Genomic DNA, 16325 nt, shown 5'->3' on the forward strand with positions numbered 1-16325 from the left:
GAACGAAAAGGCATGAGAATGCAATGGGACAGGTTCCAGACAAATCAACGTATTAGATAGATAAGGAATACCCCCCATGTCAGAACGTTTCCAAAATGACGTGGATCCGATCGAAACTCGCGACTGGCAACAGGCGATCGAATCGGTCATCCGTGAAGAAGGTGTTGAGCGTGCTCAGTATCTGATTGACCAGCTCCTTTCTGAAGCCCGCAAAGGCGGTGTGAAAGTGGCAGCTGGCACAGGGGCGAGCAACTATGTAAACACTATTGCCGTTGAAGATGAACCGGAATACCCGGGCAATCTGGAACTGGAACGCCGCATTCGTTCAGCTATCCGCTGGAACGCCATCATGACGGTTCTGCGCGCGTCCAAAAAAGACCTTGAGCTGGGCGGCCACATGGCGTCCTTCCAGTCTTCCGCGACCGTTTATGAAGTTTGCTTCAACCACTTCTTCCGCGCGCGTAACGAGAAAGACGGCGGCGACCTGGTGTACTTCCAGGGCCACATCTCTCCGGGCATCTACGCACGTGCATTCCTGGAAGGTCGTCTGACTGAAGAGCAGATGAACAACTTCCGTCAGGAAGTTCACGGTAAAGGCCTCTCCTCTTACCCGCACCCGAAACTGATGCCGGAATTCTGGCAGTTCCCGACCGTATCCATGGGCCTGGGCCCGATTGGTGCGATCTATCAGGCGAAGTTCCTGAAATATCTGGAACACCGTGGTCTGAAAGATACCTCTGAGCAAACCGTTTACGCCTTCCTCGGCGACGGTGAGATGGATGAGCCGGAATCCAAAGGCGCTATCACCATCGCCACCCGTGAAAAACTGGACAACCTGTGCTTCATCATCAACTGTAACCTGCAGCGTCTGGATGGCCCGGTAACCGGTAACGGCAAAATCATCAACGAACTGGAAGGTATCTTCGCAGGTGCTGGCTGGAACGTTATCAAGGTGATGTGGGGCGGTCGTTGGGATGAGCTGCTGCGTAAAGATACCAGCGGTAAACTGATCCAGCTGATGAACGAAACCGTCGACGGCGATTACCAGACCTTCAAATCCAAAGATGGCGCGTATGTGCGTGAGCACTTCTTCGGTAAATACCCGGAAACCGCAGCGCTGGTTGCAGACTGGACTGATGAGCAGATCTGGGCCCTGAACCGTGGCGGCCACGATCCGAAGAAAGTTTACGCGGCACTGAAAAAAGCGCGTGAAACCAAAGGTAAAGCGACTGTTATCCTGGCCCACACCATCAAAGGTTACGGCATGGGCGATACCGCAGAAGGTAAAAACATCGCTCACCAGGTTAAGAAAATGAACATGGACGGCGTGCGTTATATCCGCGATCGTTTCAATGTTCCGGTTACCGATGAGCAGGTTGAAAACCTCTCTTACATCACCTTCCCGGAAGGTTCTGAAGAGCACAAATACCTGCACGAACGTCGTCAGGCGCTGAAAGGCTACCTGCCGTCTCGTCAGCCGAACTTCACCGAAAAACTGGATCTGCCTGCGCTGGAAGACTTCTCCCAGCTGCTGGAAGAGCAGAATAAAGAGATCTCCACCACCATCGCTTTCGTGCGTGCCCTGAACGTGATGCTGAAGAACAAGTCGATCAAAGATCGCCTGGTGCCGATCATCGCCGACGAAGCGCGCACCTTCGGTATGGAAGGTCTGTTCCGTCAGATTGGTATTTACAGCCCGAACGGCCAGCAGTACACCCCGCAGGACCGTGAGCAGGTTGCTTACTACAAAGAAGACGAGAAAGGTCAGATCCTGCAGGAAGGCATCAACGAACTGGGTGCTGGCGCATCCTGGCTGGCGGCTGCGACTTCTTACAGCACCAACAACCTGCCGATGATCCCGTTCTACATCTACTACTCCATGTTCGGGTTCCAGCGTATCGGTGACCTGTGCTGGCAGGCTGGCGACCAGCAGGCTCGCGGCTTCCTGATCGGTGGTACTTCGGGTCGTACGACCCTGAACGGCGAAGGTCTGCAGCACGAAGATGGTCACAGCCATATTCAGTCGCTGACTATCCCGAACTGTATCTCTTACGACCCGTCTTACGCGTACGAAGTGGCAGTCATCATGCATGACGGTCTGCAACGTATGTACGGTGAAGCGCAAGAGAACATTTACTACTACATCACCACGCTGAACGAAAACTACCACATGCCGGCGATGCCGGAAGGTGCCGAGGAAGGTATCCGCAAAGGTATCTACAAACTCGAAACCGTTGCCGGTAGCAAAGGTAAAGTTCAGCTGCTGGGCTCCGGTTCTATCCTGCGTCACGTGCGTGAAGCAGCGCAGATCCTGGCGAACGACTACGGCGTGGGCTCTGACGTGTACAGCGTCACCTCCTTCACTGAACTGGCGCGTGATGGCCAGGATTGTGAGCGCTGGAACATGCTGCACCCGCTGGAAACGCCGCGCGTTCCGTACATCGCTCAGGTGATGAACGACGCACCGGCTGTGGCATCAACTGACTATATGAAACTGTTCGCCGAGCAGGTTCGTACTTACGTACCGGCTGATGACTACCGCGTACTGGGTACTGATGGCTTCGGTCGCTCCGACAGCCGTGAAAACCTGCGTCACCACTTCGAAGTTGATGCTTCTTACGTGGTGGTTGCAGCACTGGGCGAACTGGCTAAACGTGGCGAAATCGACAAGAAAGTGGTGGCGGAAGCAATCACCAAATTCAACATCGATGCAGAAAAAGTTAACCCGCGTCTGGCGTAAGAGGTAAAGAGATAATGGCTATCGAAATCAAAGTACCGGACATCGGGTCTGATGAAGTTGAAATCACCGAGATTCTGGTCAAAGTGGGCGACACCGTTTCCGCTGAACAGTCGCTGATCACTGTAGAAGGCGACAAAGCCTCTATGGAAGTTCCGTCTCCGCAGGCTGGCGTTGTTAAAGAGATCAAAGTCTCTGTTGGCGACAAAACCGAGACGGGCAAACTGATCATGATTTTCGATTCCGCCGATGGTGCAGCAGCCGCTGCACCTGCTCCGGCAGAAGAGAAGAAAGAAGCCGCTCCGGCCGCTGCTGCGCCAGCAACCGCGGCAGCGAAAGAAGTGAACGTCCCTGACATCGGCGGTGACGAAGTTGAAGTCACCGAAATTCTGGTGAAAGTGGGCGACACCGTTGCGGCAGAACAGTCTCTGATCACCGTAGAGGGCGACAAAGCCTCTATGGAAGTTCCGGCGCCGTTCGCAGGCACCGTGAAAGAGATCAAAATCAACACCGGCGACAAAGTCTCTACCGGCTCGCTGATCATGATCTTCGAAGTGGCGGGTGCTGCACCTGCTGCGGCTCAGGCAGCCGCTCCGGCTGCGGCGAGCGCACCGGCAGCTGCGGCTGGCGCGAAAGAAGTCAACGTACCTGACATCGGCGGTGACGAAGTTGAAGTGACCGAAGTGCTGGTGAAAGTGGGTGACAAAGTCTCCGCTGAACAGTCTCTGATCACCGTAGAAGGCGACAAAGCCTCTATGGAAGTCCCGGCACCGTTCGCCGGTGTTGTTAAAGAGCTGAAAGTGAACGTGGGCGACAAAGTCTCCACAGGCTCGCTGATCATGGTATTCGAAGTGGAAGGCGCTGCGCCTGCCGCGGCTCCGGCTGCCGCTGCCGCTCCGGCATCTGCTGCTGCCCCGGCGCAGGCTGCTAAACCTGCTGCGGCACCGGCTGCGAAAGCAGAAGGTAAATCTGACTTCGCAGAAAACGACGCTTACGTCCACGCTACTCCGCTGATCCGCCGCCTGGCGCGCGAATTCGGCGTTAACCTGGCGAAAGTGAAAGGCACCGGTCGTAAAGGCCGTATCCTGCGCGAAGACGTTCAGGCTTACGTGAAAGACGCAGTGAAACGCGCTGAATCCGCACCTGCCGCTGGCGCGACTGGCGGTTCTCTGCCGGGTCTGCTGCCGTGGCCGAAAGTGGACTTCAGCAAGTTCGGCGAAATCGAAGAAGTGGAACTGGGCCGTATCCAGAAAATCTCTGGTGCGAACCTGAGCCGTAACTGGGTGATGATCCCGCACGTTACGCACTTCGACAAAACCGATATCACCGATCTGGAAGCGTTCCGTAAACAGCAGAACGCCGAAGCTGAGAAGCGCAAACTGGATGTGAAATTCACCCCGGTTGTCTTCATCATGAAAGCCGTCGCTGCCGCGCTTGAACAAATGCCACGCTTCAACAGCTCGCTGTCTGAAGACGGTCAGCGCCTGACACTGAAGAAATACATCAACATCGGTGTTGCGGTGGATACCCCGAATGGTCTGGTTGTTCCGGTCTTTAAAGACGTGAACAAGAAGAGCGTTACCGAGCTGTCCCGCGAACTGACGGTGATTTCCAAGAAAGCGCGTGACGGTAAGCTGACCGCAGGCGAAATGCAGGGCGGTTGCTTCACCATCTCCAGCATCGGCGGCCTGGGAACTACCCACTTCGCGCCGATTGTGAACGCGCCGGAAGTCGCTATCCTAGGCGTCTCCAAATCTGCAATGGAGCCGGTCTGGAACGGTAAAGAGTTCGTACCGCGTTTGATGATGCCGATTTCGCTCTCCTTCGACCACCGTGTGATTGACGGTGCTGATGGTGCGCGTTTTATCACCATCATCAACAACATGCTGTCTGACATTCGCCGTCTGGTGATGTAATCGAAGAAGCCGGCCTGACGGCCGGCTTTTTTCTGGTAATCTCATAGGGCTGTTGGGGTTATCAGGGGCAAAAGGACAAATCGTTTGCCGTTTGTTGTTTCAAAATTGTTAACAATTTTGTAAACTGCGGGCGGATAGAACGTCCCGGTGGATGAAGGGCGACATGAAGTACCCCTGACCGCCGGAAATCAATAAGAGGTCATGATGAGTACTGAAATCAAAACTCAGGTCGTGGTACTTGGGGCAGGCCCGGCAGGTTACTCTGCTGCCTTCCGTTGCGCTGATTTAGGTCTGGAAACCGTCATCGTTGAACGTTACAACACTCTCGGCGGTGTTTGTCTGAACGTGGGTTGTATCCCTTCTAAAGCGCTGCTGCACGTTGCAAAAGTTATCGAAGAAGCCAAAGCGCTGGCTGAACACGGTATCGTCTTCGGCGAGCCGAAAACCGATATCGACAAGATTCGTACCTGGAAAGAGAAAGTTATCACTCAGCTGACCGGCGGTCTGGCGGGTATGGCCAAAGGCCGTAAAGTGAAAGTGGTTAACGGTCTGGGTAAATTCACCGGGGCGAACACCTTGGAAGTGGAAGGCGAAAACGGCAAAACCGTGATCAACTTCGACAACGCTATCATCGCGGCGGGTTCCCGTCCGATCCAGTTGCCGTTCATTCCGCATGAAGATCCGCGCGTATGGGATTCTACCGACGCCTTGGAACTGAAATCCGTACCGAAACGCCTGCTGGTTATGGGTGGCGGTATCATCGGTCTGGAAATGGGTACTGTGTACCATGCGCTGGGTTCAGAGATTGACGTGGTTGAAATGTTCGACCAGGTTATCCCGGCCGCAGACAAAGACATCGTTAAAGTCTTCACCAAACGCATCGGTAAGAAATTCAACCTGATGCTGGAAACCAAAGTGACCGCCGTTGAAGCGAAAGAAGACGGCATTTACGTTTCCATGGAAGGCAAAAAAGCCCCTGCTGAAGCGCAGCGTTACGACGCCGTGCTGGTGGCTATCGGCCGTGTGCCGAACGGTAAAAACCTCGACGCTGGCAAAGCAGGCGTGGAAGTGGACGACCGCGGCTTTATCCGTGTTGATAAACAGCTGCGCACCAACGTGCCGCACATCTTCGCTATCGGCGATATCGTCGGTCAGCCGATGCTGGCGCACAAAGGCGTGCATGAAGGCCACGTGGCCGCTGAAGTTATCGCCGGTAAGAAACATTACTTCGATCCGAAAGTTATCCCGTCTATCGCCTACACCGAGCCGGAAGTTGCATGGGTGGGTCTGACCGAGAAAGAAGCGAAAGAGAAAGGCATCAGCTACGAAACCGCCACCTTCCCGTGGGCTGCTTCCGGCCGTGCTATCGCTTCTGACTGCGCTGACGGTATGACCAAACTGATTTTCGACAAAGAGACGCACCGTGTTATCGGTGGCGCGATTGTCGGCACCAACGGCGGCGAGCTGCTGGGTGAAATCGGTCTGGCTATCGAAATGGGCTGTGATGCGGAAGACATTGCGCTGACCATTCACGCGCACCCGACGCTGCATGAATCCGTCGGTCTGGCGGCTGAAGTGTTCGAAGGTAGCATTACCGACCTGCCGAACCCGAAAGCGAAGAAAAAGTAAGTTTCGCCAGTTTAAGATAAGGCAGCCTGCGGGCTGCTTTTTTTTGCCTTTTTCCCTCCTTTATTCCTTTTTCACCTAACTACAAGTTTTAGTAGGCATTTTTCACTCAGATTATTCCGTAAAATGCCGATAACTCAGCCAAGAATTTTTATATAACGCAGGCTGCAAGCCCGCACCTCTGGCTCCGTCATGACATGGACTGTGTGACTTTTCCTCGTTTCATTGCTCCCGTCCGGCGTTTGCCGCATTTGTAGTTTTTATCCCTGGTTTGGAATGAAAAAAGGAATCGTTATGTCTTATAAAAAAGTTGCTGTTGTCGGTGTGGTGTTGGCTGCGTTCGTGCTGTCGGGTTGTGGTGCGATGACCACGGCGGTGAAAAAACGTAATCTGGACGTGAAAACCCAGATGAGCCAGACCATCTGGCTGGAGCCCTCCTCTGAGAAAACCGTGTATATCCAGGTTAAAAACACCTCTGATAAAGACATGAGCAACCTGCAGACGCTGCTGTCAAAAGAGCTGACCGACAAAGGCTACAAAGTGACCTCTTCCCCGGATACCGCTTACTACTGGATCCAGGCCAACGTGCTGAAAGCCGACAAAATGGATCTGCGCGAAACACAGGGATACCTGAAAAGTGGTTACGAAGGTGCGGCGATGGGTGCGGCGCTTGGCGCGGGTATTACTGCGTACAATAGCAACTCCTCCGGCGCGGCGCTGGGTGTAGGTCTGGCGGCGGGCCTGGTTGGGCTGGCAGCCGATGCCATGGTCGAAGACGTTAACTTCACCATGGTTACCGATTTGCAAATCTCTGAGCGCAGCAAAGCGAAAGTGACCACCGACAACGTGGCCGCGCTGCGTCAGGGTACTTCCGGTATCAAGCTGCAAACCAGCACCGAAGAAGGTAACCGCGCGAAATACCAGACGCGTGTTGTGTCTAACGCGAACAAAGTGAACCTGAAATTCGAAGAAGCCAAACCGGTTCTCGAAGCGCAGCTGGCGAAATCTGTCGCTAACATTATGTAAGCCGCCTTTGCATTCCACATGATGAATGCATGGGTAGCCTGAAATAGGCGAGTCAGGGAACTGGCTCGCTTTTTTTATTGTGTTTCGTGATGAATTCAGGGTTTTCATCCGCAAAGTATAAAGATTGTGCAAAAACTGCCGATGGTAGATGACTACCACTATCGGTGAGAGAGGGAGTTTCATCGTCATGATCCGCGGACTTAGTTTTGCCTTACAGCTGCCTTCTGTTACGCGCGTGAACGCGACAACACAGGTTGGGGCTGCTGCACGTGCCGCCAGCAGTAATAACGCCGTCGCTAACAATAACACCTCGGCGAAAGTGATGTTCGGTAGCCAGACTTCAGAGATTTCGGCGGTTTATAGCCTGTCACCGAAAAAAATGAGCACTGGTGTTGCACAGCAGTCCAACCCCATTATTGAGGGGCTGATGCAATCGGCACTGGGCAGTGCTTCGGTTTCCTCGATGGCAGGCCTTGGCAGCGCGCTGCTTGGCAATCTGAAGGAGAACCGTGGCGATTTCACCCAGGCACTGACCGGGGTGAGCACAGATATGGGGGCCAGCGCCGGTGCGAACAAATCAGCGGTGACGCTCAGTATCGCCACCAAATCCGGCTCGACTGTTCACCTGACGATGACCCAGCAGGACAACGGCATCGCGGTTGAGGTGAAAACGGAGGGCGAGGCGCTAAATGATGATGATGCGGCGGCAGTGGCGAACCTCGGCAGTGCGTTAAGCAAAGCGCTCAGCGGACTGGGGCAGCAACCGCCGAAACTGGATATCTCCGGTTTAACCAACTTTGATAGCAACCGCTTGAAATCCGTCGATCTGAAAACCGATATACGCAATGGCGATGATTCGCTGCAGTCGCTTAATTTCCATGCCGATGACAAAGCGCGCTCCGTTGCCTACCAGGATGGCGACTATTCGCTGAAGATGAGCAGCGATATGTCCAAACCTGCGCTCGCCGGCAGCTACGGCCAACAGCAGCTGGCGCTGAAGGCGTATGACGATAAATTCGATAAAGCGCGTATTGCCGGAAATGGCGATCGTGGCCAGATGGAAGCGATGAAATCTGTATTCCGCGCGCTGAACACCACTCGCGATGCGGAAAGCGCCAAAGTCACCCCAGGGCAAAACCTCACTCTTGATACGAGTGGCGTTTCGCAATTAAGCGGGCTGAATGATTTTTCGCTGTCGCTCGTGCAAACCGAGAAATCACCTAACCCGTTGCATGACGAAGAGAAAGATCGCTTCGCTTATACCGCCTCGCAATCTTCTGAAGAGCAGACACGTGATGACGGCTCAAAAACCGTGAAGCAGACGGCACGCAGCCATCTGAGCGCCGCCTGGCATGAGGCTATCGACCCGTCGATTCCGCTGGCGCTGAACAAAATGAAGTCGTCGCAAAACTACTTCTACCATCTGGTTGAAAACGATGAAGAGAACACCACCACGCTCAACTATAACGGTCGCGGGCAACTGGCAAGCGTCGGTCATAACGAGCAGGTGAACAACCGCTCAACGGTGCAAAAATACGTACTGGGTAAGCTGGTGGATCAAACCGTCACCCCGGAAAAGTATGCCAACAGTAATGTGCGTTCGTTGTTAGGTTCGGCGTAACAGCTATGTAACCAAACGGCCCTGCGGGGCCGTTTTTCATTCCGGTGGGCGAGGATTCTCTGTCGTTAAAACCTTCTCCCGCCTGCTTTATTCCGTCCTTAACGATTCAGCAAGTATTTAATGTTGCTTTTTTGTAAACAGATTAACACCCCCTGAAAATCCTGCTATGCTGCCCGACGCGGTTCGCGGATTTACCCTACAAACTGCTGTCTCACAGGAGCGTGAAGAGAAACGCCTGCCGCATTATGACAATGAGAGCGAGGAGAACCGTCGTGCTAGAAGAATACCGTAAGCACGTAGCTGAACGTGCCGCTGAGGGGATTGCGCCAAAACCATTAGATGCAACCCAAATGGCAGGGCTTGTCGAGCTGCTGAAGAACCCGCCTGCTGGCGAAGAAGAATTTCTGATTGACCTGCTGGCTAACCGTGTCCCACCAGGCGTTGATGAAGCTGCCTATGTAAAAGCGGGTTTCCTTGCCGCTATCGCCAAAGGCGATGCCACCTCCCCACTGGTTACCCCTGAAAAAGCGATCGAACTGCTGGGCACCATGCAGGGCGGCTATAACATTCATCCGCTGATTGACGCGCTGGACAACGAAAAGCTCGCGCCGATCGCCGCCAAAGCCCTGTCCCACACGCTGCTGATGTTCGATAACTTCTACGATGTGGAAGAGAAAGCGAAAGCGGGCAACGCGTACGCCAAACAGGTGATGCAGTCCTGGGCCGATGCCGAATGGTTCCTGAGCCGCCCGGCGCTGGCCGAGAAAATCACCGTTACCGTGTTCAAAGTCACGGGCGAAACCAACACCGATGATCTCTCCCCGGCACCGGATGCCTGGTCGCGCCCGGATATCCCGCTGCACGCGCTGGCGATGCTGAAAAACGCCCGTGAAGGCATTGAGCCGGATCAGCCGGGTAGCGTTGGCCCGATCAAGCAAATTGAAGCATTGGCGAAAAAGGGCTTCCCACTGGCCTATGTGGGCGACGTTGTGGGCACCGGTTCTTCGCGTAAATCCGCCACCAACTCGGTGCTGTGGTTTATGGGCGACGACATTCCGTTTGTGCCGAACAAACGCGGCGGCGGCCTGGTGCTCGGCGGCAAAATCGCGCCAATTTTCTTTAACACCATGGAAGATGCCGGCGCGCTGCCGATCGAAGTGGATGTTAACAGCCTGAACATGGGCGACGTCATTGACGTTTACCCGTTCAAAGGCGAAGTCCGTAATCACGAAACCGGCGAACTGCTGGCGAGCTTTGAGCTGAAAACCGAAGTGCTGATTGACGAAGTGCGCGCCGGTGGCCGTATTCCGCTGATTATCGGTCGTGGCTTGACCACCAAAGCGCGTGAAGCGCTGGGCCTGCCGCACAGCGACGTTTTCCGTCAGGCGAAAGACGTGGCGGAAAGCAACCGTGGTTATTCGCTGGCGCAAAAAATGGTTGGCCGTGCCTGCGGTGTGGCCGGTGTCCGCCCTGGCGCTTACTGCGAACCGAAAATGACCTCTGTGGGTTCTCAGGACACCACCGGGCCGATGACGCGTGATGAGCTGAAAGACCTGGCGTGCCTGGGCTTCTCGTCCGATTTGGTGATGCAGTCCTTCTGTCACACGGCGGCGTATCCGAAGCCGGTTGACGTGACCACACACCACACGCTGCCGGACTTCATTATGAACCGTGGCGGTGTTTCGCTGCGTCCGGGCGACGGCGTTATCCACTCGTGGCTGAACCGTATGCTGCTGCCGGATACGGTTGGTACCGGTGGCGATTCGCATACCCGTTTCCCGATTGGTATCTCCTTCCCGGCGGGTTCAGGTCTGGTGGCGTTTGCCGCTGCGACCGGCGTGATGCCGCTGGATATGCCGGAATCGGTGCTGGTGCGCTTTAAAGGCAAAATGCAGCCGGGTATTACACTGCGCGATCTGGTGCATGCGATCCCGCTGTACGCGATCAAACAGGGTCTGCTGACCGTTGAGAAGAAAGGTAAGAAAAACATCTTCTCCGGCCGCATTCTGGAGATCGAAGGTCTGCCGGATCTGAAAGTCGAGCAGGCGTTTGAGCTGACCGATGCTTCTGCTGAGCGTTCCGCTGCTGGTTGTACCATTAAGCTGAATAAAGAGCCGATTATTGAGTATCTGAACTCCAACATCGTGCTGCTGAAGTGGATGATTGCCGAAGGCTACGGCGACCGCCGTACGCTGGAGCGCCGCATCCAGGGCATGGAGAAATGGCTGGCCGATCCGCAACTGCTGGAAGCGGATGCCGACGCGGAATACGCGGCGGTGATCGAGATCGATCTGGCGGAAATCAAAGAGCCGATTCTCTGTGCACCGAACGATCCGGACGATGCGCGTCTGCTCTCTGACGTTCAGGGCGCAAGCATCGACGAAGTGTTCATCGGTTCCTGCATGACCAACATCGGTCATTTCCGCGCTGCCGGTAAACTGCTGGATAGCCATAAAGGCCAGTTGCCGACCCGCTTGTGGGTAGCGCCGCCGACCCGTATGGACGCCGCGCAGTTAACCGAAGAGGGTTACTACAGTGTGTTTGGTAAGAGCGGGGCGCGTATTGAGATCCCGGGTTGTTCCCTGTGCATGGGTAACCAGGCGCGTGTTGCAGACGGCGCGACGGTGGTGTCCACCTCAACCCGTAACTTCCCGAACCGTTTAGGTACCGGCGCGAACGTCTACCTGGCTTCTGCGGAGCTGGCGGCGGTTTCGGCGCTGATCGGTAAACTGCCAACGCCGGAAGAGTATCTCAACTTTATGGCGCAGGTGGATAAAACCGCTGTCGATACTTACCGTTACCTCAACTTTGACCAGTTGAACCAGTACACCGAAAAAGCGGACGGCGTCATTTTCCAGACTGCCGTCTGATAACGAAGGCCACCCTGCGGGGTGGCTTTTTTTTGCCCGCCTGTTGTTATTCCCGTCGCTAAAACGCCTGCCGCGCTTATTTTCTCCACGCCTGAGCGGTTATTTTTCCTCGCTTCCGGCCGCTGCGCTTTTTTTCTTGTATTGTGCTGCGATAATTACTGCATAGGCGGCTATCTGGCCTGCATGAGGAAGCGATTATGGATTACGAATTTTTGCGTGATATCACCGGAGTGGTAAAGGTGCGCATGTCGATGGGCCACGAAGTGGTGGGGCACTGGTTCAATGAAGAAGTGAAAGAGAACCTGGCGCTGCTCGATGAAGTGGAGCAGGCGGCGAAAACGGTGAAAGGCAGCGAGCGTACCTGGCAACGCGCGGGCCATGAATACACGCTGTGGCTGGATGGCGAAGAGGTGATGATCCGCGCGAACCAGCTGGAATTTTCCGGCGATGAAATGGAAGAGGGAATGAGTTACTACGACGAAGAGAGCCTGTCGCTGTGTGGCGTTGAGGATTTTCTTCAGGTGGTGGCGGCTTACCGGCAGTTCCTCCAGCAGCGTTAATCAGGGCGCGTCCTTGCGCCCCTGGTGCGTTACACGGCCGGAATATTGCGGCCGTAGTAGATCTCGCGCATCTCTTTCCACAGCGCTTCGGTGATCTCTTTACGTTCTAGCGGCGTCAAATCTTCCGGTCTGGTATGAAACATGTAGTGCTTAAGGTCGAACTCTTTAAGCAACATCTTGGTATGGAAGATATTTTCCTGATACACGTTGACGTCCACCATGTCATACAGCGATTTCATATCATCCGACATAAAGTTCTGAATCGAATTAATCTCATGATCGATAAAGTGTTTCATGCCGTTGATATCGCGGGTAAAGCCGCGCACGCGGTAGTCGACGGTGACGATATCGGATTCGAGCTGGTGGATCAGGTAATTCAGCGCTTTCAGCGGTGAAATCACGCCGCAGGTTGAGACTTCAATATCCGCGCGGAAGGTGCACAAACCGCCTTCCGGATGGCTTTCCGGATAGGTGTGTACGCAGATATGGCTTTTATCCAGATGCGCGACGACGGCTTCCGGCAGCGGGCCCGGGTGCTCGGTTTTGTCGATAAGCTGCGGGTCGACAGGCTCTTCACTGACCAGAATGGTTACGCTCGCGCCCTGCGGCTCGTAATCCTGGCGGGCAATGTTCAAAATATTCGCGCCAATGATGTTACAGGTTTCCGTGAGGATCTCCGTCAAACGGTTGGCGTTGTAGAGTTCATCGATATAGGCAATATAGCCATCACGCTCTTCTGCGGTTTTGGCGTAGCAAATGTCGTAGATACAAAAACTCAGGCTTTTGGTCAGGTTGTTAAAGCCATGTAGTTTAAGCTTTTTCAATTTTTATCACCCCCTTAGTGTTACTGTGCAGCCAGTGCATCATGTAAATATTGCGGCAGGGCAAAGGCTGCCGTATGAATCGCCGGGTTGTAGTAGCGGCAGGTGAGATTGGCGTTGCGGAAACGAGCGGCAATAATCTCGGTCGAGAGATGGCGCAGTGCCTCGTTATCCGTGGCCCAGGCGAACGTCATAATGCCGCCGTAATAGGTTGGCACCGCCGCCTGATAGAAGCCGACATCGCTGAAATAGTGGCCGAGCTTGCGGTAGCTGTCGACCGCTTCATCTTGCTGTAAGAAGCTGACGCCGTTCTGCGCGACGAAGATCCCGCCAGGGGTCAGGCAGCGTTTGCAGCCTTCATAAAACGCAGAGGTAAACAAGCTCTCGCCTGGCCCGATAGGATCGGTACAGTCCGAGATAATCACGTCAAACGTCTGGTCAGTGTGAGTAACAAAATTCACGCCGTCGTCGATCACCAGCGTAAAACGTGGATCGTCATAGGCGCCTGCATTGTGCTTTGGCAGATACTGGCGGCAGAAAGAGACGACGCCAGCGTCGATTTCTACCATGGTGATGGTTTCAATATTTTTATGGCGGCTGACTTCGCGCAGCATCGCGCCGTCGCCGCCGCCAATGATCAGCACGTGTTTCGCGTGGCCGTGTGCCAGCAGCGGAACATGGGTCATCATTTCGTGATAGATAAATTCGTCACGTTCGGTGGTTTGCACCACGCCATCCAGCGCCATAACGCGGCCAAAAGCGGCGTTCTCGAAAATAATCAGATCCTGATGATCGGTCTTTTCGTGATACAGCACCTTATCAACGGCAAAGTATTGACCAAAATGGTCGTGCAGCGTCTCTTGCCATACGTTGTTATCGGCCATCGGTAGCTCCTCTGTTAACACCCGCTAAAAACGGGCGCAACATCATAGCTAACTCTGATTAGCGATGCACGGTCAAAAGTTCACCGTTATTTGACGTAGGCAAGCAGGCTCAGGGAGTCGCGGGCGAGGGCTTTACATTTTTTCGCGGTCGGAATGCCAATACCGCTCAGATCGCGGTAACTCTCTTCACCAAGCGATTTCATGTCCCACGTGTCATAGTTGCTGAGATCCCACTGGTTTTGCTGGGCGAAAAAAACCAGTGCGCGGCGGATCTGCCCATTCGGTAAGTTGTTATAACCGCAGTCGTTTTTCAAAAATACAAACACTGCCGTGAGATCGGCCATGTCTTCAGCTTCGGATTCACTTAGTGCATAACTGTTGGCGGAGACAGCCAGCAAGCTGCCCAGGACAATTGTTCTGAAAAACGTCTTCATTATTTCTACCACGGCGTAACGGAATTTAAACGTTAGCACAGTCCGGATATGGCGACGATATTTATTATTGTCTCTTTTCTTGACCTTCCGGCAGGGGGAGGGTTTAAGCTCAAAAGATGACCTGCAATCGATAAGGAAATGCCCATGCAACGCCGAGATTTCTTGAAATATTCCGCTGCGCTGGGGGTGATGAGCACGCTGCCGTTATGGAGCCGTTCGCTGTTCGCCGCTGAGCGCCCCGCATTGCCTGTACCACCGTTACTCGCCGCCGACGCGCAAAACCGTATTGCGTTAACGGTGCAGGCAGGTGAAACCCTGTTTGGCAATAAACGCGCCGCTACCTGGGGATACAACGGTGCGCTGTTAGGCCCGGCGCTTCAGCTCCGTCAGGGGCGTGAGGTCACCGTTGAGATCCGCAATACGCTGGCCGAAGAGACCACCGTGCACTGGCACGGCGTTGAGGTGCCGGGCGAAGTCGATGGCGGGCCGCAAGGCATTATTAAACCCGGTGGTAGCCGAACCGTGACCTTTACCCCGACACAGCAGGCGGCGACATGTTGGTTCCACCCGCATCAACACGGCAAAACCGGTCGACAAGTAGCGATGGGGTTAGCAGGGCTGGTGCTGATTGAGGATGAAAACAGCCGTAAGTTGCGCCTGCCGCAACAGTGGGGCATTGATGATGTACCGGTCATCGTGCAGGACAAAAAATTCGCCGCCAACGGCCAGATTGATTACCAACTGGATGTGATGAGCGCAGCCGTTGGCTGGTTTGGCGATACGCTGCTCACCAACGGTGCCATTTACCCGCAACATTCCGCCCCGCGCGGCTGGCTGCGCTTGCGATTGTTGAACGGCTGCAATGCGCGTTCACTGAAGTTTGCCACCAGCGATCAACGCCCGTTGTATGTGGTAGCAAGCGACGGTGGTTTGCTTGGGGAGCCGGTGAAAGTGAGCGAGTTACCGGTGCTGATGGGCGAGCGCTTTGAAGTATTGGTCGATACCAGCAATGGTAAGCCGTTTGATCTGCTGACCTTACCGGTTCAGCAGATGGGAATGACCGTTGCGCCGTTTGACCAGCCGCAACCGGTGCTGCGCATCCAGCCATTACAGGTGACCGCTTCCGGCACGTTACCGGATACGCTGGCGACACTGCCGGGTTTACCCGCGCTTGAAGGATTAACGCAGCGCACCTTGCAACTGTCGATGGATCCGATGCTCGACATGATGGGCATGCAGGCGCTACAGCAGAAGTATGGCGATAGCGCGATGGCCGGGATGATGGGCCACGGGCAGATGGGTAATATGCAAATGGGTCATGGCCAGATGAACCATAGCCAGATGGGCAAGATGCAAATGGATAATGGTCAGATGGACCATAGCCAGATGGGCAAGATGCAAATGGATAATGGTCAGATGGACCATAGCCAGATGGGTAACATGCAAATGGGTAGCGGCCAGATGAACCACGGCGGCAACGGTTTTGATTTCCATAACGCCAATCGCATCAACGGCAAAGCCTTTGATATGGCGACACCACAATTTGCCGCGCGGAAAGGGCAATATGAGCGCTGGGTGATCTCCGGCGAGGGCGACATGATGTTGCACCCGTTCCATATTCACGGCACGCAGTTCCGCATTCTGTCGGAAAATGGCAAACCGCCAGCGGCGCATCGCGCAGGCTGGAAAGATACGGTTGAAGTGTATGGCGCGCGCAGCGAAGTGTTAGTCCGTTTCCAGCATGATGCGCCGAAAGAATTTGCCTATATGGCGCACTGCCATCTGCTGGAGCATGAAGATACCGGGATGATGTTAGGCTTTACGGTTTAG

General features: G+C 54.5%; 11 protein-coding genes. 8 read left to right on the top strand and 3 right to left on the bottom strand.

Annotated features, from left to right (window positions below):
- The first annotated feature begins 76 nt into the window (after positions 1 to 76).
- From aceE to yacL, 7 genes are all read left to right on the top strand, one after another.
- The gene (gene aceE / locus AAIG26_RS20470; protein WP_020456568.1) at positions 77 to 2740 is read left to right on the top strand and encodes a pyruvate dehydrogenase (acetyl-transferring), homodimeric type; all 2664 of its coding nucleotides are present in this window, start codon (positions 77 to 79) and stop codon (positions 2738 to 2740) included.
- A gap of 14 nt (positions 2741 to 2754) precedes the next feature.
- A complete protein-coding gene (gene aceF / locus AAIG26_RS20475; protein WP_343181358.1) occupies positions 2755 to 4653 on the top strand; it encodes a pyruvate dehydrogenase complex dihydrolipoyllysine-residue acetyltransferase in 1899 nt (632 codons plus the stop codon).
- A gap of 204 nt (positions 4654 to 4857) precedes the next feature.
- Positions 4858 to 6282 carry a dihydrolipoyl dehydrogenase gene (lpdA, locus tag AAIG26_RS20480; RefSeq protein ID WP_025263731.1) on the top strand — a complete coding sequence of 475 codons (1425 nt, stop codon included), beginning with the start codon at positions 4858 to 4860 and terminating at the stop codon, positions 6280 to 6282.
- 291 nt (positions 6283 to 6573) lie between these two features.
- Positions 6574 to 7305, top strand: a complete 732-nt coding sequence (gene traT, locus AAIG26_RS20485; protein ID WP_020456571.1) for a complement resistance protein TraT — start codon at positions 6574 to 6576, stop codon at positions 7303 to 7305.
- Positions 7306 to 7492: 187 nt separating this feature from the next.
- Entirely contained in the window at positions 7493 to 8926 is a 1434-nt protein-coding gene (locus AAIG26_RS20490; protein WP_343181359.1) for a hypothetical protein, read from the top strand.
- Between the two features lie 272 nt (positions 8927 to 9198).
- Complete coding sequence (gene acnB / locus AAIG26_RS20495) at positions 9199 to 11796, top strand: bifunctional aconitate hydratase 2/2-methylisocitrate dehydratase (RefSeq protein ID WP_343181360.1); 2598 nt, start codon at positions 9199 to 9201, stop codon at positions 11794 to 11796.
- Between the two features lie 197 nt (positions 11797 to 11993).
- On the top strand, positions 11994 to 12356 hold the full coding sequence (yacL, locus tag AAIG26_RS20500) for a protein YacL (protein WP_020456574.1): 363 nt from the start codon (positions 11994 to 11996) through the stop codon (positions 12354 to 12356).
- 29 nt (positions 12357 to 12385) lie between these two features.
- On the opposite strand, the gene speD is transcribed toward yacL, so the two are convergent.
- The 3 genes from speD to AAIG26_RS20515 form a co-directional block, all read right to left on the bottom strand.
- Positions 12386 to 13180 (bottom strand): adenosylmethionine decarboxylase, encoded by a 795-nt coding sequence (speD, locus tag AAIG26_RS20505; protein WP_045511959.1) that lies wholly within the window; start codon positions 13178 to 13180, stop codon positions 12386 to 12388.
- Positions 13181 to 13200: 20 nt separating this feature from the next.
- Complete coding sequence (gene speE, locus AAIG26_RS20510) at positions 13201 to 14061, bottom strand: polyamine aminopropyltransferase (RefSeq protein WP_020456576.1); 861 nt, start codon at positions 14059 to 14061, stop codon at positions 13201 to 13203.
- An 86-nt stretch (positions 14062 to 14147) separates the two neighbouring features.
- Positions 14148 to 14495, bottom strand: a complete 348-nt coding sequence (locus AAIG26_RS20515; RefSeq protein WP_020456577.1) for a YacC family pilotin-like protein — start codon at positions 14493 to 14495, stop codon at positions 14148 to 14150.
- Positions 14496 to 14639: 144 nt separating this feature from the next.
- Here AAIG26_RS20515 and cueO point away from each other — a divergent pair, with 144 nt between their 5' ends.
- Positions 14640 to 16325: a multicopper oxidase CueO gene (gene cueO / locus AAIG26_RS20520; RefSeq protein WP_343181362.1), complete on the top strand. Its 1686-nt coding sequence runs from the start codon at positions 14640 to 14642 to the stop codon at positions 16323 to 16325.

The organism is Kosakonia sp. PSU_27 (genome assembly GCF_039409795.1).
Lineage (GTDB): Bacteria > Pseudomonadota > Gammaproteobacteria > Enterobacterales > Enterobacteriaceae > Kosakonia.